Genomic DNA, 20,971 nt, shown 5'->3' on the forward strand with positions numbered 1-20,971 from the left:
TCATTGATGGAAGCATTTAATTAAATGAGTTAACAAAGGATATTTTAAATCAAAAAACAGCGATTTTAAGAATAATCTTAACTAAATAAAAACATGTTTTATATCAATTAGATAACAAATTAAGACATTAAATAATCGATGTTCAGATTACCCCATCAAATAAATCTTTTCCACCTTAAAAAAACAATAATAAACATAAAAAATATAAGTCAGGTAATTAATTATACCTATATAAATCATGTGGTTAAAAAGGAAATATCGGTTTTTTCTATGATTTTTATTTTCCTGCATTGATCGCTATGAACGATCATCATTTGAATTTTAATAGTTAGCGCCTATCAAAATTAACTATACGATCGTTGTAATCGATCAATGTTTGTTGCTTGTGATAAACTCGCCACGTTCTGAGAAGTATTGGTTGTTTAACGATTTGGATTTCTTGTCTGGTAAGAAATCGATATTTGCTAGTCGATGCGTTGGGGCGAATGGTGTCTTTTTAATGTTTTGCCACGTATCAATGCGGCGTTTTGAATAATGGTAAAATTATGAATAAAGTGTTTAAAGTCATCTGGAACTCCAGGCTGAATATATTTGTCGTGGCATCTGAATTAGCGCGTGGTTATTGTAAAAGCACGGCCGGGAACACCAGTTTTGGCAGTCTTTTAAAATACCCATTAATGAGTGCGCTGGCTGTTTCGATTTCGTGTATTTTAACGACTGGCACATTCGCCGCCGATTTACAGGTTTATGATTTCTCTCCTCAGGATCCGTTTGAAGAGATTATTTCTGGTTCCACGCATTTGACAGGCGGTTTTTCTGGAATACAGCGAGGAGAAACAGGATATACCTGGACAACGCTTGGTCAGGCCAGAGAGGATGGGTTAATTACCGGCGATTCCGGGCAATGGGTGGATAAAGATATCTTCCGTATGGGCTCGCAGACCAAATCTATAAATTACACCGATCCCGTTACCGGTAGCACGGTAACGATGAAAGTTTATGATAACAATGATATGCAGACCGAAGCGGCCAAAGATTTCCGGGTTGTCGTTTCTCAACCCGTCGGAAAAGATGGTCAGTATGTCGATCGTAATTTGTATCAGGTTGGGGCGGGCGCTTCTCTTGATGTCGATGTCGGTCAGAAAACGGGGAATTGGGTCGGTGCTGCGGATAACCAGTTCAACGTTATCATGAAAAGTTCGGTAAATACGCAAAACTTATCGTCTGCTTATCATGTCACTAATGGCGGCAGCCTTAACTACCAGTCTAAAACAGTCGTTCAACTGGGGAATAGTGATAACAATATAAAAGACGCCAGCAATGCACTGGCATGGATGACGGCGGCTGATTTTGTTGGTGAGTTTGACAGCGTTATTGGTAAGCAGAATATTACCAACATTGATGAATTCAAGGCGTATAACGATGCGTTGATTCAGGCGCTCCAGGATGGGCAAATTCAGCTAACGGAGGCGCAATATGCTGATGAACTGAATAAAGCCAGGGATACCTCACTGCACGGGATCTTCGCTGATACGGGGAGTATTGCGGCTGATGATGCCATCAGAGCCTTTGTTAACAGGGATGCGGTATCCTATATTCATGGCGTGGGCAGCGGCACCAATGTGGTTATCGATAAGGATGCCAACATTCAGTTAGTGGGATCGGATGCCACGGTTGTTAACCTGGAAAATGGCGCCAGACTGACAAACAACGGCACCCTTGGTACCGCAGGTAATACTTATCGCGGCGCTTATATCATTGCTGCGAGAAATACGTCTTTTGTTGATAACAACGGCGTTATTGATGCGGGCACAAATCCCGAAATGGCGGATTTTTTCTCAAGTGGGGCGGCAGGCGTAGCACAAGGTGCGCATACTGCCATTCTGGCTAATGGTTCCTCTGTAATTAATAACAACAGCAGCGGCGTGATAAATGTTGCGGCCAGAGGTAACTATTACGGTAATACCGGCGTGTTGATGAGCGGTAATGCCACGCTTAATAATGATGGTGCTATTAATATTGCAGCGAGTAATGAGGCGAACAGTATATTAGGTAATGGTGCCAACATCGGCGTCGTTACCCAACAAAACACCACCTTTAATAACCGGGGCACATTGTATATTGGTCGCCTGGCGCAGCGTGCACCTGATGATGCAAACACGGATATCGCGATCAAGCAGCAGTCAATTGGGGTTCATCTGTACGGTAATGGTACTTATAACGGTTCCGATACTTCACAGATTATTATTGGCAGTAAAGTCCAGAATGCGACAGCGATTGATGTTGGCGGGAATGCAACTCTCGATCAAAAAGGGAGCATTAATATCAATGGTGCTGTAACCGGGGAGTCCGTTTCTTCGAATATTGGTATTATTGCACGCGCAGGAACCCAGGCCGCTAAAGTCGTTCATGATGGCATCATTAATCTGAACGGCCTGAACAGTACCGGGATACAGGTGCTGGAAAATGGTCAGATAACCAGTTCGGGCACGATTAATATTAATGGTGGACTGGACCCAGTAACCCACTATGCCAACTATGGTATTTACGTCCAGGGTGAAAAGGCACTGGCAATATTGTCTGGCACCGTAAATTTAAGTGGCGATGGCGCTATTGGGGTTCATGCGCGTGATAAAGGTGAAATTGATGTTACCGAGAATGGTACTGTCAATTTCAAAGATGGCGTTAATCAGACGGGCTATTATATTTTTGGCGCGGGTTCTACTATCAAAAACGCGGCCTCCAGCGTTCAGGACGCGTCAACCCAGAATGCCACGCTGTACCGCGTTGACGGAGGCGCCAGTTTCTATGGTTCTGCCGATAGCTCAGCGCAGCTAAACGCTTCTGGTGATGGCGCAACGATTATTCGGACAACCGGTGCTGGTAGTCACTTTGATTCCGGTAAACTTGCTCTTAGCGTCACGGGGACAGGAGCGACGGGCATCCGAATTGAAGGAGGCGCGACGGGCGAAATTACCTCGGATGCGGTTATTGTCAGGGTGGCCGGGAAAGATACCACTGCCGGCATTGTTGATGGTAACTATTACAACCTTGATGGCTCCGTTAATGATGCGCAAAAAGGTGACTCCGTATTAACCAGTTATGCGGTGCTGGAGACAGCAAACACGGCAGACGGCGCATTTGGCTACATCGCCAGAAATGGCGGCCGTCTGATCCATGAAGGCTCGATTGATTTCACGGCTGACAACAGTACCGGGATACTGGTGGATGGCGGGATCCTGGAAAACCATTCTGATGTCACTGTGAATGGCGTGGCGGTTAATATTCAGGGCGCTAACTCAGAGGTGACCAACAGTGGCGTGGTGACCGCAACGGATGGCCAGGCTGCCTATCTGGTTGGGAACAACGCCACGCTGGCGCTGAATGGTAACGGTGAAACCCGGGCGGCGGGCACCGCTCACGGGATCTTACTGGATACTGGCGCGAAAGGCCTGACGGTTGATGGTGCGACTATCACAATGGATAGCGCTGGTAGCGGCAACGCAATTGAAAACAAAGCCGCGATTAGCGGTATTCAGTTGAAAAATACCACGATTAATGTCGGTAATGGCGTGGGTGTTCACACCGGCGCATCGATGGCGCAAACCAACTCCGGCACGATCAATATTAATGGCAGCGGTACAGGGATACTGTTTGAGAACGTGGCTGATGGCTCTGACACCGATCAGACGCTGGATATGTCTGACTCCAGAGATCTGGTGATCAATGTGAACGGTGCCCAGGGGAACGGGATTATTACCCGAGCATCCACTGACCTGAAAACCGGCGCCAGCGTTAACGTCCTGGACAGTGACGGGAAATCAGCGCTGGTTGTCCAGGGGACGACGAAGAATGTAGAGCAATCCGGCAAACTGATCTCGGTGTCTGACAAGGCGGCGGTGGTCGATTTGAATAACGGCGTACTTGAGAGCTTTATCAATAAAGGCGATATCCTGGCGCTGGATGCCAGCCACACTGCGCTGGAAATGAACAGTGGTAACGGGATTACCTTCACCAATGCCAGTGGGGCAAATATTGTCGGTCAGGTGAATCTGCTTAATGGCGACAATACGGTGATCCTTGAATCAGGAAGCACTGCGACTGACATTACCAGCGGCAGCGGCAAAGATAACTTCATTCTGAAGAATATCAGAGAGAATGAAAGCGGCTCATTGTTCACGTCATTAAATGGCGGCAGCGGCGATGATACGTTACAGCTTGAGAATTCGTCATACACTTTAACCCGTGCTGATGCTATTAACGGCATGGAGCATATTGCGCTGGCGAATAATTCTGTTTTTACCCTCGACAACGTTGCACTGGGGCTGGGTGACGACGAACTTGATGGCGCGGGAACCGGATACACCATTGACGGTTCCAGCCAGCTTAGTATTAAGAATACGGCGGATGTGACTTTCAAAAGCCATCTTGCCGGGACGGGAGTTGTTGCCGTTGATACGGCGAATAACCACTTCAACTTTGATGCTAATAATGCCGCAGATGGTTTTGCCGGTACGCTGGCGCTTACTAACAGCCGTTTTGAACTTGACGGTCTGAATAGCCAAGCGCTTAGCAACGCTACGCTGCAAGCTGGAAATGGCAGCATTACCCATGTTGGCAGCGGCGAGCAGAATATCGGCGGTCTGGATTTCAAAGGGGGGACCGTACAGTTTGACGGCGTAACGCCGGGTAACCCAACGGCTTTAGGAACGATTCACGCTGGCGCGATGGATCTCTCTGGTCGCGGTACGGTTCAGGTTGACAGCGGAACGGTCAGTAACGATCGTCCTCAGGCTGATACGCATCGTCCAATACTGGAGCAGGATGACGCGCAGGCATTGATTAAACTGGCGACCTCTGACACCGCCGTTCAGGGGGGCGCCGGTAACCTGGTGCTGAAAGATAAAGACGGTAATGTGATCAGCGATAGCATCACTGCCGATATCGCCCAGAATGGCGCAGTGGTGGCGAAAGGAACGTATGACTATCGTCTGACCGGCGGTGACAGTGATGACGGACTTTATGTCAGCTATGGCCTGACCCAGGTCGATTTGTTGGGTAAAGACGCCGATGCGCTTATCCTTGATGCGAACGGGAAAAGCGGCAACGCGGCTGACCTGAGCGCCAGAGTGACTGGCAGCGGCGATCTGGCGTTTGACAGCCAGAAAGGCCAGACGGTGACGCTGTCGAATATGGACAATGATTACAGCGGCGTCACCGATGTGCGCAGCGGTAATCTGGCGATGCTGAACGATAACGTGCTGGGAAATACCCGCGAGCTGAAACTGGCTGGCGATACCGGGTTTGATATGCGCGGTCATTCACAAACCATCGGCAAGCTCACGGCTGAAAGCGGCTCTCTGACCGATTTGAACGGCGGTCATCTGACGCTGACAAACGGCGGTGAAGCGTCTGGCGTACTGACGGGCGACGGGGAGCTCACCGTTGCAGGCGGAACCCTGAATGTCTCCGGGGCGAATACGGGGCTGAAGGCGACGACCACGATTGCTCAGGGCGCGACGGCGGTGCTGGATAATACGCTGGGGCTGGGTACCGGAGATATTGTTGCTGCCGGGCTGCTTAATCTGAGCAACGCCACGGGCGTGCTGTACAACAGCATCAGCGATGCCGGGAAAGTCGCGCTGGATGCCAGTGATGTGGTGCTTGCTGGCAACAATAGCCATTTTGCCGGGACCTTCGACATCGACAACGACTCCACGCTGACGGCCTCTTCCGCGCAGCAGTTAGGCACCTCCGCGATTCAGAATGCCGGTAAGTTTGTGCTGAACACTCACGAAAGCTGGTCGCTGGAGAACGGTGTTACAGGCAGCGGGAGCGTGGTGAAGAATGGCAGCGGCAACGTCACGCTTAGCGACAGCGCCCAGTGGACCGGCGCGACGGATATCAACGCCGGTGGTCTGACTTTGGGCAGCGCGGATAACGCGTTCACGCTGGCCAGTCATCAGGTCAATATCGGGAAAGACGGGCGCTTATCCGGGTTTGGCGGCGTAGCCGGAAATATGGCTAACCAGGGCACGCTATTGATTGGCGATGACGTCAGCGCGGCTCGCAGAGCGGCTTCTTCACCTGTCAGCTTTACCGTAGGCGGCAATCTGACGAACAGCGGCGATATCTGGACCGGAAGCAAAGGTAAAGATGCCGGTAATCAGCTTGTGGTAAACGGGAACTATCAGGGAGATGGCGGTCATCTTCATCTGAATACCGCGTTGAATGATGATAATTCCGTCACGGATAAACTGATTGTTAAAGGAAACACCTCTGGCACAACCGGCGTCAGCGTGACGAATGCTGGCGGTTCTGGCGCGCAGACGATCAATGGCATTGAAGTGATTCATGTTGATGGTCAGTCCGACGGTGAGTTTACGCAGGACGGCAGGATTGTGGCCGGGGCGTATGATTATTCACTGGCCCGTGGTCAGGGCGACAACAACGGTAACTGGTATTTAACCAGCCATAAGACAGATCCAAATCCGGGGCCGGGCCCGAAACCTGAACCTGATATCCGTCCTGAACCGGGCTCCTGGACAGCTAACCTGGCGGCAGCCAATACGCTGTTTGTCACGCGGCTTCACGATCGTCTTGGCGAAACGCAGTACATTGACGCGCTGACGGGCGAGAAGAAAGTCACCAGCATGTGGATGCGTCAGGCGGGCGGGCATAATGCCTGGCGGGACAGCTCCGGTCAGCTTAAAACCCAGAGTAACCGCTATGTGATGCAGGTAGGGGGTGATGTTGCCCGCTGGAGCGGCGACGGACTGGATCGCTGGCACCTTGGCGTCATGGCTGGATATGGACACAACAGCAGCAACACGCGCTCCTCATCGACAGGGTATCGCTCTGACGGTTCCGTGAACGGCTACAGCGCCGGTGTGTATGCAACGTGGTATGCCAATGATGAAACGCATCAGGGCGCTTATCTGGATTCATGGGCACAGTACAGCTGGTTTAATAACAGCGTCAAAGGCCAGGATATTCAGAGCGAATCGTACAAATCTAAAGGGATCACCGGGTCGCTGGAGCTGGGGTACACCCACAAGCTGGGTGAATTTGCAGGAAGTAAGGGTTCTAAAAATGAATGGTTTATCCAGCCGCAGGCGCAGGCCATTTGGATGGGCGTCGAAGCTGACGATCATCGTGAATCGAATGGCACACGTATCAGCGGTGAAGGGGACGGCAACGTTCAGACCCGACTGGGCGTCCGTACTTTCCTGAAAGGCCACAGCGCGATTGATGAAGGCAAAGCGCGCGAGTTCCAGCCGTTCGTGGAAGTGAACTGGCTCCACAATACGCGCGATTTCGGCACAAAAATGGATGGTGTCAGCATCCGGCAGGAAGGCGCGCGTAATCTGGGTGAAATAAAAACGGGCGTTGAGGGGCAAATTAATCAACAACTCAATGTCTGGGGGAATGTCGGCGTCCAGCTGGGCGATAAAGGATACAATGACACCTCAGCAATGATAGGGATTAAATATAATTTTAAATAGCAGAAAGGGGGCGTCGTGCCCCCTTTTTCTGTCGTGAGTTCTCATCTTTATAACATTAAAAAACAATTTTCTTCAGGAAGAATAGAGTGAGGGATGAATGATTGTAATCTCAGAAAATAGTTTTTTCCATCTTGGGGTTAGCGCATTAGTAGAAAGAATGGCATTGAATACCACCCGTAATTTGATTGTGTTTGATACGGGGCGCGATTGTCTCTATATGCTTGATACTGAAGAGGCAAAGATGCCTTTTTTCCATGAACCGATTTTGATTTTTTCACATTGTCGGCGTATTTATCTCACCGAGAAAAACAGAAAATTCAAAATCGAAACGCTGCTATCAAAAACGAAATCTCATCCCGCTGTCAGACGGAAGCGAGAAGTATTAACCGTAAGTGAGTTACGGGTCATAAAAAAAGTTTGTCAGGGGATCAGTCAACGACGAATTGCAGAACAGTTCAAGGTCAGCGAAAAGACGATCAGTAATCAAAAAATGAACGCCTTGCGAAAGCTGAGCATCAATAAAACAACAAAGTTTTTCGTTGAGTATCTGGCCTGGCTGAGATTGTGGCATGAGTATGTTGAGTATAAAAACAATCAAATGCGAAAACCGGTTAAACTCTCTGTCATCACGCCTGAAACCTTTACAAAAAGGCAGAGTGAGGTTTTAATAGAGGTTTAATCTACGTAAGCCAGGATGACAATGAGTCTTGCTTATATTTAAAGGGACTTTTACAGAACTCAATGAAACAACATGCTGGGGGATTGGTGGGAAACAAGCTAGTTTTTGTGATCGTATTCTTAACCATCACTATAACCGGCATGGTGACTTTTTGGCTGGGTGCGTCCAGCCGGGTAGATAATGACAAAAGAGCATTAATCCAGCGCGTAGATTCGCTACTGTTTGAAGCGAAACAGATATCAGATTCGTTGACCGCCCATTTAACAGAACGCTGCTCAGATGAAACGGTGCGTATGCTGACGAAACAGATACACCGTTATCCGCATATTGGGGGCATTTTCCTGTTGCAGGATTCGCAGGTATATTGCTCATCCGGGATGGCAAGACCTGAACTCAGCAATTTAACCGCAGGGGAGAACGGTAATCGGCTATTTTTAGTTGATGAAACGCCGGCATTTCGCGGGGAGCCTGTATTAGCCTACGTTACTGTGAGAGGAAATAACGCAATAGTGGTGACGATCAGCACCTACTGGTTTAAGTCGCTGCTTGCAGACAGTCGTTTACTTGTTAACGTGAATGGAAATATTCTCTCCGATGATAAGTTAATCAGTACAAACAGTATTGATTTTCAAAACTCCGCCTGGCAACAATCTAATATGTTTGATTATCAGGTAATGGAATACCCGGAACATACGGGCATTGCTTCTGTTCTTAACTTTATTTTTATTCTCTTTTTATCCGCAGCGATTGCCGTCCCTGCCGCTTTTCTGTTTAACTATACGCTACAACGAATCGCGATGTCCCGGTATATACAACTTCGCCGGGGGCTGCGCAAACAGCAGTTCGTTCCTTATTACGAACCCGTCATGAATTGTGCTTCCGGGGCGTTATATGGCGCAGAAGTGGTCATGCGATGGAAGAAGGGGAATGATACATCCGTTATTAATGAAGAGATTATCTCTCTGGCAAATAAAACCGGGATGATATCTCCATTAGTTAACTTTATTTTACGACAGGTGGAAAAAGATATACTCTCTTTACGCCTCAGACTGCCGAGAACATTCTACATTAATTTCCGACTTAGTGAATCGATGATCGCTATGCCAGAACTTATTGATTCGTTTGTTGAGTTTCAAAAACGCTTGCCCAGCGATGTAAAACTGACGCTGGAATTTCCTGAGGTTGTTTATCGTGATACAACGCTTGAGTTTGATTCAGTTCTCAGGAGGTTACGTGTCGAAGGCATTAAAATTAAAATGAGTTCCTTATTTTTAGAGCGTTTAAATGCTGACCGTAATTTATATCTTCCGGTTGATGCTGTCAGAATTGAAAAGTCAATTACCGGATTAATCTCGGACTCCAAAGAACCTGTCGCGAGTGTTGATGATATTATTCGTTCGGCGGTAAATAAAAATTATACGATTATCGCGGATGGTATTGAAAATGATCAGCAGTACCACTATTTATCACTGCGCGGTGTTGTTTTACAACAGGGGAATTACTGGTCAATGCCATTGTCCAGTTTTCATTTAATGCAGTATATTATTCAGAGCGACAAAGTATTACTGTGTTAATTTCTGATAATAATGCGAACTTTATCGATATATCATGCGCATATTACCCGGAGTAATATGCGCATGTATATATCAGGACTTAAGTTGTAGCGCGATCTCAACCACAGACTTACCCTAGTGGCGGGCGATATCCAGTTCACGACTGTCACGAATGATCCACCACGGATTACCGCCATTGCTGAATGTTTTTTTACTCGTCAGCCATCTTTTTCTGCACGTCCAGCCAGGCCACGAGCAGAAAGCCGCCAACAAGACCCAGATGCTCAAAAAATGCGTTGGCGGTGCTGAATCTCTCCATGCCTGCCGGAAGTTCCCAAAAGCGCAGCGCCAGGAACGTCGCGACAAGGGTGAACCCCGCCAGTGCCAGCGAAGCAAGCCAGCGCAGGCAACCCGTCAGGATCATGATCGACGCGCCCAGTTCCAGCGCAATAACCAGCGCGGCAAACAACGGCGCAGGAGACAGGCCGAAATGGTTCATCTCGCCGATAGCGCCCTGAAAATCCAGCAGCTTATTGATCCCGCCCTGCAAGTAGGCCGCGCATAGCCCGAGATATGCCAGCCAACGGCATACCGCCGCCCCGATAAGGGGGCGAACGGCATGCGTCAGACGTTGTGAAAATGTCATGTCAGGTTCCACGGTCAGACAGCCCAGCAGGAGCAGCCAAGCGCGCCAAAGAACCCTTTCAGATCCGATACCGGCAGGCTGGATGTCCATGCGCCAGCATGATCGTGCCCGTGCAGGCCGCAGCCGTGAGAGCAACCGCAGGAGGCCATCGCCATTTGTCGTACGGCAAGCGAGTTTTTCCCCGCGCCTTCTGGCTCTCCCCATGCGGCGTAGCCTTTGAAGGTGCGCGTCGGCGACCAGTCTGGCATCGCGGGTGGGACAGGATTGTCATCCAGGGATTCGAAAGGACCCGCCCCCCAGACGATTTTTCCGCCCACCATCGTTAATTCTGAAGACAGGAAGGAGATCTCATCCTCGGCGCAGGCAAAAAAGTCTTTGTCCGGCACAATGAGGTCAGCGAACTGACCGGCCTGAATACGGCCTTTTTTACCTTCTTCATTGGAGAACCAGGTGACGTTCTCCGTCCACATTCGGAGCGCTGTTTCCCGATCCAGACAGTTACGACGCGGATAAAGCTGCATGCCTCCCACGGTTTTCCCGGTGATCATCCAGGCGAGAGAAACCCACGGGTTATAGGATGCTACGCGGGTGGCATCCGTACCGGCGGACACTTTCACCCCTTTTTCCAGCATACGGGCAATAGGCGGCGTGGCTTCCGCAGCGCCGGCACCGTAACGCTCAACGAAATATTCACCCTGATATGCCATACGGTGCTGAACCGCAATACCGCCGCCTAACGCCGCGATACGATCGATTGAACGCTCAGAAATTGTTTCGGCGTGGTCGAAGAACCAGTTAATCCCTTCAAGCGGGATATCCTGATTGACCTTCTCAAAAACATCGAGGGCGCGAGAAATGGTCTCGTCATAGGTGGCATGCAGACGCCAGGGCCAGCGGTTTTCCGCCAGAATGCGAACAACTTCTTCCAGCTCGCCTTCCATTTCCGGCGGCATATCCGGTCGCGGCTGGCGGAAGTCTTCGAAATCCGCCGCTGAAAATACCAGCATTTCACCGGCGCCGTTATGGCGGAAGTAGTCGTTACCCTGTTTGTAGGTGACGGAGCGGGTCCAGTTGAGGAAATCCTCTTTCTCTTCCTGGGGTTTTTGCGTGAAGAGGTTATAGGCCAGGCGCACGGTCATCAGATTTTCATCTGCAAGTTTCTGAATAACGGCGTAGTCATCGGGGTAATTCTGGAATCCGCCACCGGCGTCGATGACACCGGTTACGCCCAGGCGATTCAGCTCACGCATGAAATGGCGGGTGGAGTTAACCTGGTAGTCAAACGGCAGTTTGGGGCCTTTGGCCAGCGTGGCATAAAGGATGCCTGCGTTGGGGCGCGCCAGTAATAATCCGGTAGGATTGCCTTTCGCATCGCGGGTTATCTCGCCTCCGGGTGGTTCCGGCGTCTCTTTTGTATACCCGACAGCACGCAAAGCCGCGGCGTTCAGGAGCGCGCGGTCATAGAGATGCAGCAGAAACACCGGGGTGTCCGGCGCAATGGCGTTGATCTCTTCGATGGTTGGCAGACGCTTTTCCACAAACTGATGTTCAGTAAAACCGCCAACCACGCGAACCCACTGCGGTGCCGGGGTGATGGCTACCTGCCGACGCAACATATCCATCGCGTCAGCCAGCGAACGTACGCCATCCCAGCGAAGCTCCATATTGTAATTAAGCCCGCCGCGTACTACGTGCGTGTGGTTATCAATCAGCCCGGGTAATACCCGTTTGCCTTTCAGGTCGACGACTTTGGTTGCCGGACCTGCGAAGGCCATAATTTCAGCGTCGCCGCCAACCGCGAGAAACTTCCCGTCTTTGACTGCGACGGCGCTGGCGGTTGGGTTGCTTTTATCGAGAGTGGTAAACAGACCATGATGCAGAATAACGTCTGCGACAACATGTTGTGTCATGAGCGTTTCTCCTCTGAGGAATGACTGTCTTCAGCTGCCTGGCGGCCGGGGAGCTGCCCGAAGATATGGCTGATGGCATGCGTTTTGGTACAGGCCGAAGAAAAGGCTGTGCCGGACAGAAGTTGTTTGCCTACCGGAATAACTTGTTCGCCGACCAGCATTCCCAGCAAGCCAAGGAGGGCTATCAGCGGTGGGGCGGGGGAGCGGACATTCAGCAAACTGTAAATAATGCCGACAAGAAGTCCGGCACCCAGAGAAAGGATATACATTTTCATGCGGACCTCATCAGGACAGGCGCAATGCGTGGTGCATTACGCCTGCCGTAAATCAGTTGGAGGTGTTATTTAGCCGGGTTTGGGCCGATACGTTCGCCGTGTTGTACGCGCTCAGGCGCTTTATGAACCATAGTATAGGCATAATCGACGCCCATGCCGTAGGCGCCGGAGTGTTCACGCACGATATCCATAATGCCGTTGTAGGTCTCTTTACGGGCCCAGTCGCGCTGCCACTCAAGAATGACCTGCTGCCATGTTACCGGTACGATGCCTGCCTGAACCATACGATCGATAGCGTATTTGTGCGCATCAACGGAGGTGCCGCCGGAAGCATCAACCACCATATAGATTTGATAATCCGCGTCTTTGACTGCACACAGGGCAAACGTGGTGTTACAGACTTCCGTCCACAGACCGGAAACAATCACTTTCTTACGACCATTCGCCGCCAGCGCATCACGCACGTTCTGATCGTCCCATGAGTTCATTGAAGTACGTTCCAGGATGTTGTTTTCCGGGAAAACGGCCAGGAGTTCGGGATAGGTGTTACCGGAAAAACTTTCGGTTTCTACGGTCGTGATGGTGGTGGGGATATTAAACAGTTTTGCCGCTTTGGCCAGGCCAACAACGTTGTTTTTCAGTACCTGACGGTCAATAGATTGTACCCCGAAGGCCATCTGGGGTTGCTGGTCGATAAAAATCAGTTGACTGTTCTGCGGGGTGAGGACATCAAGGTAATGAGACATATCACTTTCTCCTGAACTAATATAGTGTAAGCACAACATGATTAGAAATGCGCATTCCCGAAGAGAATAATGCCGTGTTATTCCTTCCTGACGTTCAACATTTTCCCGTCGCACTTATTTCATGTTACGGTATACGTGCTGTCAGCAATGTTCGTTCCTTATCCGCGTACTCTTCCTTTTTATTTGTTATCCATCCGTCATCTGATTAATGACAGGGGAATATCTTTACCATCATTTTGATCTGTCGGTCAGAATGTGATGACAGACTCAGTTTAGAAGTTTTATGGCTAACATCAATGTTCAAAAACATTACTCACTGTCTTTTAAAATGTGACAATCATATTTTTCTCATGTCTTGTTTAAGAATTTTATACAACATGTTTAAGAGAACTTTTGGAAACTTATTATTTATTAAATATTGTTCCTTGTCATGACTCATGGGGTTTACGATTTCACCATCGGTAAACTATTATAGGGACTGTATTCATAACAGGACAATCATACGTCCCGTATCTGGTGACAGTAATGCATTTAGAAGATATTCGAATTTTTGTAACCATCGTAAATATGGGAAGTTTTACAGCAGCAGCCGAACACCTGAGTCTATCCAAACAATTTGTCAGCAGAAGAATGGCCGCGCTGGAGAAAAAAGTTTCAGCCCGATTACTGGTGCGAAATACCCGAAAGTTGTCCGTTACGGATACCGGCCAGGCTTTTTTTCATCATGCCCGGCGCATTCTGGAAGAGGTTCATGAAGCCGAGCAGGTTATCTCCGCCCGGCAGCAAAAACTGGCCGGGTCATTCAGGATTAGCCTGCCGATGACATACGGCATCAGGCGACTTGCCCCCCTGATTGTTGAATTTCAGGCGGCGCATCCAGAACTTACCGTTCATATTGATATGAATGACAGATATGTTGATGTGGTGGGCGAAGGCTACGATATGGTTTTGCGCATCGGGAACCTGATGGACTCTACCTTAATTGCTCGCTGTCTGGGTAAATTACCGATGGTGATTTGCGCCAGCCCGGATTATCTCCGTTTGCACGGTACGCCTCTGGCGCCTTCTGAACTGGCGCAGCATAGCTGCCTTTTGTATGGTCGGGAGGGGCAATTCGGCTGGAAATTGACGGAGGAAAATTCACCGAATACGTATGCCGTCAGAGGCAATCTGAGCAGTAATAACGGGGACGTGATCCGCGAGGCCGCAGAAGCGGGGGCCGGTATTGCGCTTTTGCCGCTTTTTATCGTTGAAGACTCGCTGCAACAAGGCGCTTTAGTGCAGATATTGTCTGATTACTCGCCGCCTCCGCTGACGATCAGCGCGCTGTATCCAAAACATCGCCAGCGCAGCGCAGTGACCCGGATCTTATTGCCATTTCTGGCCGAAAGAATTGCCGGCATCGTCGACCCGATTAAAAAAACATGAGTGATGTAGGGGCTGATGTTGTCAACTAAATCAGGATAGTGAATATGTTATTTGAGTATTGATGGGCTCAGGCAGTGACATAAAATGGCCGTGTCAAGCCGACGCTGATAACTATCATATGATCATCAAAGTGATGTAATCCCTGGTATTCCAGAAGGGATAAGATGTTCGTTGCTCTTTAAAATTATGCTTGCCTGATGTTCGGTTGAAATTAAACGCGTTCTCTTTTTTCTGTCATATCGCGTCTGACTTGTCCTGGCGTTTTCCCAAAGTATTGATGGAATCGTCTTGAAAAGGCTTGCTGACTGGAAAAACCTACGATAAAGGACACATCCATTATCGGTGTTCTGGTTGTCGATAAAAGTTCAAAGGCCTTATTTAATTTTAACTCTGTCACATACTGACCAAGGGTTACGCCGGTATGCGACTTGAATATTCTCTGGAGGTGCCAGGGAGAATATCCAGATCTCGCGGCTATGTCAGTAATTCGTAATGGTTTGTCTGTATTGTTGTGGAGCCATTCAAGTAGAACGTCGAGCACACTTTTGTACATGATAATACATCTGCCATTTTCGGTTATTGATTATGTATCAACGTATCATAATCATAATGCTTATATCGAACTTTATTGTGCAGTTTTTTTGATGATAACCAGCAATAAAATTATGCAGCATCGGCAACCTTGTTGTGTATGTTGGTAGTGTCTTATGAGCGCTTTTATTTTGAGGATTGAATATGAAAAGAATTGGCATCAATGGTTTCGGTCGTATTGGCAGACTGGTATTACGCCGGATTCTGGAAACCGAACTGAATGTGGAAATTGTCGCTATAAACGATCTTACCTCGCCGGATGTTTTGGCTTATTTGCTGAAATATGATTCAAACTATGGTCCCTTTAACGGCACGGTTTCCCATGCTGACGGTTCAATTATCGTCAATGGTAAAGTCATCAAAGTATTTGCTGAGAAAAATGCGGGTGATATCCCCTGGGGTAGCCTGGGTATTGATGTTGTTGTGGAATGTACCGGTTTTTATACTTCAGCAGAAAAAGCGAATGCCCATATTGAAGCCGGAGCGAAAAAAGTGCTTATCTCCGCGCCTGCTGGCGATATGAAGACCATCGTTTATCATGTGAATGATGAAACGCTCACTTCTGCTGATAACATTATTTCCGTTGCGTCCTGTACGACAAACTGTCTGGCGCCGGTGGCAAAAGCCCTGAATGACGCCTTTGGTATTAACGTCGGCACGATGACGACGGTACATGCTTATACCGGCACCCAGGCTCTGGTGGATGGTCCCCGAGGTAAAGACTTCAGGGCTTCTCGTGCTGCGGCGGAAAATATTATCCCGCATACGACAGGGGCGGCCAAAGCGATTGGTCTTGTTATTCCTGAACTTAACGGGAAACTGAAAGGTCATGCCCAGCGTATTCCGGTAAAAACGGGTTCAGTGACGGAGTTAGTGACCGTCCTGAATAAGACCGTCACCGTTGAAGAGGTCAATAACGCGCTGAGAAATGCAACAGTTGATAATGAGTCATTTGGCTATACGGATGAGCCAATTGTATCGTCTGATATTATTGGCATCCATTTTGGTTCCGTTTTTGATGCGACCCAAACGGAAGTAACAGAATTTGATGGCGTACAACTGGTCAAGACGGTCGCCTGGTATGATAATGAATACGGGTTTGTGACCCAGTTGGTCAGAGTATTGAAGAAGTATATTTCCCTCTGATTTTTGTTGAAAAGAAACCCCTGCACAAAAATGCGGGGGTTTTTAAATGATGATATAAATTTAGGTTATGTCAGATTTTTATTGTTGATGTGCGCTGTCGTTCAGGTAATGAAAACGGCAAACATGGCTTCGTACTGCGTAAGAAAAGGAACCGGGCAGGAAAGGAATAGCAGGCATGATAAGCGTGACATATTTTATACCGCTGAGTGGAAGTAATCCGTTTGCTTCAGTAGACTTTTCCTACAGGGTTTGAATAGCGAAACGCGGCAGGTGACGTCATCACCATGTATCGGCCTGCCTGAGGCTGTGGTTTGCAGGGACAATTGTTCAGGATAATGTGACTTTCCGTCAGTCAGGCATTATCTGTTGAGGAGTTATCTGAAAATGAAAGCTGCGGCTGACAATATTCTGTTTCCTGCTCTTGAGCAGACGTTCATGGCGGTTGTCCTCGTCGACGAGTGTAACCGGGTTCTGTTCTTTAACGAAGCCGCAGAGAAATTGTGGGGCTATTCCAGGGATGAAGTGCTTGGCCGGGATATGAATATATTAATTCCCGGGCCTCTGAAGCATGTTCATGGGGATTATGTCCACCATCACCGCGACGGGGGAAATTCCCGGGTTGTCGGGATGAATCGTGAACTTCAACTGGAACGAAAAGACGGCACGCAGGTCTGGACCAGCTTTTCGCTCTCCAAAATAGATGTGGATGGCCGCATCCACTACATGGCCGCCGCCCGGGACGTCAGCAAAGAGGTGGCCAGACGCGAGCAAAACCGTCTGTTGTTACTTGCCGTCAATAACACGGACAGAGCCGTGGTTGTTCTGGATGAACAACGTCGTATTGTCCAGACCAACCGTGCATTCACCAGCATGTTTGGATATGGCGCAGACGAAGCCATGAACCAGGTGTTCCCTGATTTCCTGCTGTCTTCAGGAAACAGCGATGACGCGCTAAAGCGTGTGGAAGAACATCTGCGGGGAAGTCGCTGGTTTCAGGAAGAACTCCTCACCGCGACCAGAAACGGCAGGGAAGTCTGGAGCCGGGTTTCGGTAAACCCTGTCCTCAATGAGCGTGACCACCGCCAGACCCGTAACCTTGTCGTAACCTTCGTTGATATTACGGAAGAACGTAATATTCGTAATCTGGAACGGGATGTACTGGCCGCGCTGACCAGCCGGATGACTTTCCAGGAAACGGGTGATTACATCTGCCAGCGAATTGGAAATATTGCGCCAGGCGTACTGGTCTCGGTATGCCGGATCGTCGATAACCGGATGCGCCCGTGGGCAGCTCCCGGTTTTCCAAAAGAATATGGTGAATACTGGGATGGCGTGGCCGTCGGTGAAGGCGTGGCAAGCTGCGGTACTTGTGCTGCGCGTGGCGAGCCCGTCATGGTTCAGGATATCAGCACCGATCCTCTATGGGCTCCCTATAAACATCAGATGTTGCCTCATGGTTTTCGGGCATGCTGGACATACCCTGTAAAACGTCGAGATGGTTCCGTGGCAGGGACGTTTGCTTTTTATTTCAGGACACAGAATGAGCCGGATACATTTCTGGTTCGCATTGCCGATGCCAGCGTTCATCTTTGCGCTCTGGCGATTGAGCGGGAGGAAGGTCGCCAGCAAATCGACCGGCTGGTTCGGTTCGATGCCCTTACGGGGCTGCCCAATCGTCAGTATCTCTATCACCATCTGGATAAACTGCTGTCGGGTAATGAACCGGAACTCGCCGTGTTTTTCCTCGATATTAACCGTTTTCGTAAGGTGAATGAGTCACTGGGGTATTCCGCTGGCGACCAGGTGATTATCACGCTGGCTAACCGCTTGCAGGAGAGGTTCGGGCCGCATCACTTTATCAGCCGGGTGGGTGGCGCGCAGTTTGTTGTGGTGGCGAGCGCCTGTCGTGTTGATGAGGCCTCACACCTGGCTGAGCTTATGCAGCATATCGTTGGCGCTGAAATGAGCGCCGCCGGGCAGACCTTCGAGCTTAAAGCCTGTATTGGGATCAGCCATTCCATTGGCGGCGACAGGGAAACGCTGCTGGCCCACGCCGAGAGCGCGATGGAGCGGGTACGTGAAAGCGGTGGAAGCTATCAGTTTTTTAACCCGGAACTGAATCAGGCCGTCATGCAACGTCTGAAACTGGGCATGGCGCTGCGAAATGCGATTACGGAGGGGCATTTGCGGCTGGAATATCAGCCTCAGATCAGGGCTGCGGACGGGCAGGTATACGGTTTTGAAGCGCTGACCCGATGGCACGATCCGCACGCCGGCGACATCTCTCCAGGGACGTTTATTCCTCTGGCTGAAGAGACGGGAGAGATAGAGCATATCGGCCTTTGGGCGCTGCGTGAAGTTTGCCGACAGCTTTTTGAATGGCGGAAAAAGGGCACGAATGTGTCGGCGGTATCTGTAAACCTGTCTGCTCATAACTTCCGTAAGCCTGATTTACCCCGTTATATCGCCGACCTGCTGAATGAATATCAGCTGCCCGGCAATATCCTGACCATTGAAATTACGGAAAGCGCCATGATGGAACTGACGGACGAGATGCTTGCGCGGGTCAGGGAGATTCGTGCGATGGGCGCGGGGGTCTCAATGGATGATTTCGGCACCGGCTTTTCCAGTCTGGCCAGCCTGGCGTATCTGCCGGTGACGGAGGTCAAAATTGATAAAAGCTTCATTGACCGGTTCGCCCGCGATCGTCGCGTCAATGCGCTGGTCGAAGCGGTTGTCAGTATTGGGCATAACCTCGACCTGACGGTTGTGGCGGAAGGTGTGGAAAATACCCATCAGCATCAGCAACTGAGAAAAATGGGCTGTTCCGTACTTCAGGGATTTCTTTTTTCCCGACCATTGTCGGCGAATACGTTACCGGTATGGCTAGAGGCTTACCGTTCACCCTTGCAGGATGCACAATCATGAAGAAAAAACTGTTACAGATGCTGAATTTGCGTCTGCTTATTATTGCTTTTGCGTTTCTGATGACCCTCCTTACTCTTTTCAATAGTTTCTATTCAGCCTGGCGTGTCCAGAAGCAGGTACTTATTGAGAATGAACTCAGTGAAAACCAGGCATATGCGGAGAGGATTGCTTCCACTATTGATTTGTATCTGGCGGTTTTCATGGAGCGTCTGGAATACAGTGCGAGCGTCATCGGTCAGCATTTCGATGATGAGAGCATTATCTCTGGTGAAATGATGAGGATGCAGCGGCGAGATTTTGGTTTTGATTCCGTTACGCTGGTGGATGAAAAAGGCAAAATTATTGGCGTGCTGCCTGAATCCCTGAACCTGAAGGGGAAAATGCTGACCACGCCAGGCGGCGTCGAGGCTCTCAAAGAAATGCAGCCGACGGTCAGCAGCGCCTACAATTCTCTGTCCGGTAATCTGGTGGTGTATATTTCACATCCCGTCAGGAATGCGCAGGGGAAATACCTCGGTTTTATTGGCGGCGCGATTTATCTGCAAAGAAGCAACGTTCTTTCTGCGCTCATTTCTAATCATTTCCGCAATGATGACAGCTATATTTATGTCGTTGATAAAAATGACCAGCTCTTATATCACCCCGATCCGGCCCGCAGAGGGGAAAAAGAGGAAGGCAATGCCGCAGTGAAAGCCGTGGAGCAAGGGCTGAGCGGCGCGATGGAGGTGACAAACTCCCGTGGCGTGGAAATGCTGGCGGGGTATGCCAGTATAAATACTTCGGGCTGGGGCGTTGTGGCGCAAAAACCAAAAGATAAAACCCTTACTGCGCTTGATGGGCTCATGTGGCAAATGATACGCGGCGTTGTACCGCTGGGTATTGTGGGGTTGTTTATTCTCTGGTGGCTGGGGAATGAAATCGTCAGACCATTGCGTCAACTGGCGGATCACGCCATTTCGATGGACAGCGATGAGTCCGCAGAAAAAGTACGAAACGTTCGATCGTGGTATATCGAAGCCTCCCGACTCAGGCGCGCGTTGCTTCAGGGAATGGAATTAATCCGGGAGAAAATGAAATGGCTGAACGATCAGGCCAGCACTGACCCGCTTACCGGCCTGGTCAACCGACGGGCGGCAGAGAAACTGCTGGCTGAATACGAACATCAGCAGCGACAGTTTGCGGTGATTTCTCTGGATATCGATCGCTTCAAAGCCGTCAACGACACGTTTGGTCATGACATTGGCGATGTTACGTTAAAAGCGCTGGCGCAGCTGCTGAAGCGAAGCTGTCGTAAAAATGATACTGCCTGCCGTATGGGAGGAGAGGAGTTTATGATGTTTTTCCCGGAGACGTCAGTAGAGGCTGCGGCGGATATTGCGGAGCGGCTGAGAAAAGAGGTCGCCGCCGCAAAGATAGAGACGGTAGGGCATATCACCATTTCTCTTGGCGTGACGGTGTGGCCGTCGGGCGTTGACTCTGTCTCTCAGGCGCTGAAACGGGCTGATGAATTGATGTACCAGGCGAAACAGGCGGGCAGAAACCAGGTGGTCGCAGGATAAAAAAG

At 49.7% G+C, this 20,971-nt stretch carries 12 protein-coding genes; 7 read left to right on the plus strand and 5 right to left on the minus strand.

What is annotated here, in order from left to right; all coding sequences use genetic code 11:
- Positions 1–545: 545 nt before the first annotated feature.
- The 3 genes from CKO_RS01880 to CKO_RS01890 all read left to right on the plus strand — a co-directional run bounded on the left by CKO_RS01880 (position 546) and on the right by CKO_RS01890 (position 9,758).
- On the plus strand, positions 546–7,505 hold the full coding sequence (locus tag CKO_RS01880) for an autotransporter outer membrane beta-barrel domain-containing protein (RefSeq protein WP_012131410.1): 6,960 nt from the start codon (positions 546–548) through the stop codon (positions 7,503–7,505).
- A 97-nt stretch (positions 7,506–7,602) separates the two neighbouring features.
- The gene (locus tag CKO_RS01885; protein ID WP_012131411.1) at positions 7,603–8,184 is read left to right on the plus strand and encodes a LuxR C-terminal-related transcriptional regulator; all 582 of its coding nucleotides are present in this window, start codon (positions 7,603–7,605) and stop codon (positions 8,182–8,184) included.
- 62 nt (positions 8,185–8,246) lie between these two features.
- The gene (locus CKO_RS01890) at positions 8,247–9,758 is read left to right on the plus strand and encodes an EAL domain-containing protein (protein ID WP_012131412.1); all 1,512 of its coding nucleotides are present in this window, start codon (positions 8,247–8,249) and stop codon (positions 9,756–9,758) included.
- Between the two features lie 190 nt (positions 9,759–9,948).
- Here CKO_RS01890 and CKO_RS01895 read toward each other — a convergent pair whose 3' ends face one another.
- The 4 genes from CKO_RS01895 to CKO_RS01910 form a co-directional block, all read right to left on the minus strand.
- Positions 9,949–10,383, minus strand: a complete 435-nt coding sequence (locus tag CKO_RS01895; protein WP_012131413.1) for a DoxX family protein — start codon at positions 10,381–10,383, stop codon at positions 9,949–9,951.
- A 14-nt stretch (positions 10,384–10,397) separates the two neighbouring features.
- The gene (locus CKO_RS01900; RefSeq protein ID WP_012131414.1) at positions 10,398–12,293 is read right to left on the minus strand and encodes an amidohydrolase; all 1,896 of its coding nucleotides are present in this window, start codon (positions 12,291–12,293) and stop codon (positions 10,398–10,400) included.
- On the minus strand, positions 12,290–12,568 hold the full coding sequence (locus CKO_RS22085; RefSeq protein WP_012131415.1) for a XapX domain-containing protein: 279 nt from the start codon (positions 12,566–12,568) through the stop codon (positions 12,290–12,292). Before CKO_RS22085 ends, CKO_RS01900 begins: the two co-directional genes overlap by 4 nt.
- 65 nt (positions 12,569–12,633) lie before the next feature.
- Positions 12,634–13,314 carry a hydrolase gene (locus tag CKO_RS01910; RefSeq protein ID WP_012131416.1) on the minus strand — a complete coding sequence of 227 codons (681 nt, stop codon included), beginning with the start codon at positions 13,312–13,314 and terminating at the stop codon, positions 12,634–12,636.
- Positions 13,315–13,839: 525 nt separating this feature from the next.
- On the opposite strand from CKO_RS01910, the gene CKO_RS01915 reads away from it, so the two are divergent.
- Positions 13,840–14,742, plus strand: a complete 903-nt coding sequence (locus tag CKO_RS01915) for a LysR family transcriptional regulator (RefSeq protein WP_012131418.1) — start codon at positions 13,840–13,842, stop codon at positions 14,740–14,742.
- 211 nt (positions 14,743–14,953) lie between these two features.
- On the opposite strand, the gene CKO_RS22090 is transcribed toward CKO_RS01915, so the two are convergent.
- A complete protein-coding gene (locus CKO_RS22090) occupies positions 14,954–15,295 on the minus strand; it encodes a helix-turn-helix transcriptional regulator (protein WP_071818848.1) in 342 nt (113 codons plus the stop codon).
- 182 nt (positions 15,296–15,477) lie between these two features.
- Between CKO_RS22090 and gap the strand changes: the two genes are divergently transcribed.
- From gap to CKO_RS01930, 3 genes are all read left to right on the plus strand, one after another.
- A complete protein-coding gene (gap, locus tag CKO_RS01920) occupies positions 15,478–16,479 on the plus strand; it encodes a type I glyceraldehyde-3-phosphate dehydrogenase (RefSeq protein WP_012131419.1) in 1,002 nt (333 codons plus the stop codon).
- 384 nt (positions 16,480–16,863) lie between these two features.
- Positions 16,864–19,407, plus strand: a complete 2,544-nt coding sequence (dosP, locus tag CKO_RS01925) for an oxygen-sensing cyclic-di-GMP phosphodiesterase DosP (protein ID WP_012131421.1) — start codon at positions 16,864–16,866, stop codon at positions 19,405–19,407.
- Positions 19,404–20,966, plus strand: a complete 1,563-nt coding sequence (locus CKO_RS01930; protein WP_012131422.1) for a sensor domain-containing diguanylate cyclase — start codon at positions 19,404–19,406, stop codon at positions 20,964–20,966. Before dosP ends, CKO_RS01930 begins: the two co-directional genes overlap by 4 nt.
- The last annotated feature ends 5 nt before the right edge of the window (positions 20,967–20,971 follow it).

It is taken from the genome of Citrobacter koseri ATCC BAA-895 (genome assembly GCF_000018045.1).
GTDB classification, from domain to species: domain Bacteria; phylum Pseudomonadota; class Gammaproteobacteria; order Enterobacterales; family Enterobacteriaceae; genus Citrobacter_B; species Citrobacter_B koseri.

Bases quoted from the DNA above. Each gene is read 5' to 3' on its own strand.
- CKO_RS01880 (WP_012131410.1), top strand. From the start codon at position 546: ATGAATAAAGTGTTTAAAGTCATCTGGAACTCCAGGCTGAATATATTT.
- CKO_RS01885 (WP_012131411.1), top strand. From the start codon at position 7,603: ATGATTGTAATCTCAGAAAATAGTTTTTTCCATCTTGGGGTTAGCGCA.
- CKO_RS01890 (WP_012131412.1), top strand. From the start codon at position 8,247: ATGAAACAACATGCTGGGGGATTGGTGGGAAACAAGCTAGTTTTTGTG.
- CKO_RS01895 (WP_012131413.1), bottom strand. From the start codon at position 10,383: ATGACATTTTCACAACGTCTGACGCATGCCGTTCGCCCCCTTATCGGG.
- CKO_RS01900 (WP_012131414.1), bottom strand. From the start codon at position 12,293: ATGACACAACATGTTGTCGCAGACGTTATTCTGCATCATGGTCTGTTT.
- CKO_RS22085 (WP_012131415.1), bottom strand. From the start codon at position 12,568: ATGAAAATGTATATCCTTTCTCTGGGTGCCGGACTTCTTGTCGGCATT.
- CKO_RS01910 (WP_012131416.1), bottom strand. From the start codon at position 13,314: ATGTCTCATTACCTTGATGTCCTCACCCCGCAGAACAGTCAACTGATT.
- CKO_RS01915 (WP_012131418.1), top strand. From the start codon at position 13,840: ATGCATTTAGAAGATATTCGAATTTTTGTAACCATCGTAAATATGGGA.
- CKO_RS22090 (WP_071818848.1), bottom strand. From the start codon at position 15,295: ATGTACAAAAGTGTGCTCGACGTTCTACTTGAATGGCTCCACAACAAT.
- gap (WP_012131419.1), top strand. From the start codon at position 15,478: ATGAAAAGAATTGGCATCAATGGTTTCGGTCGTATTGGCAGACTGGTA.
- dosP (WP_012131421.1), top strand. From the start codon at position 16,864: ATGAAAGCTGCGGCTGACAATATTCTGTTTCCTGCTCTTGAGCAGACG.
- CKO_RS01930 (WP_012131422.1), top strand. From the start codon at position 19,404: ATGAAGAAAAAACTGTTACAGATGCTGAATTTGCGTCTGCTTATTATT.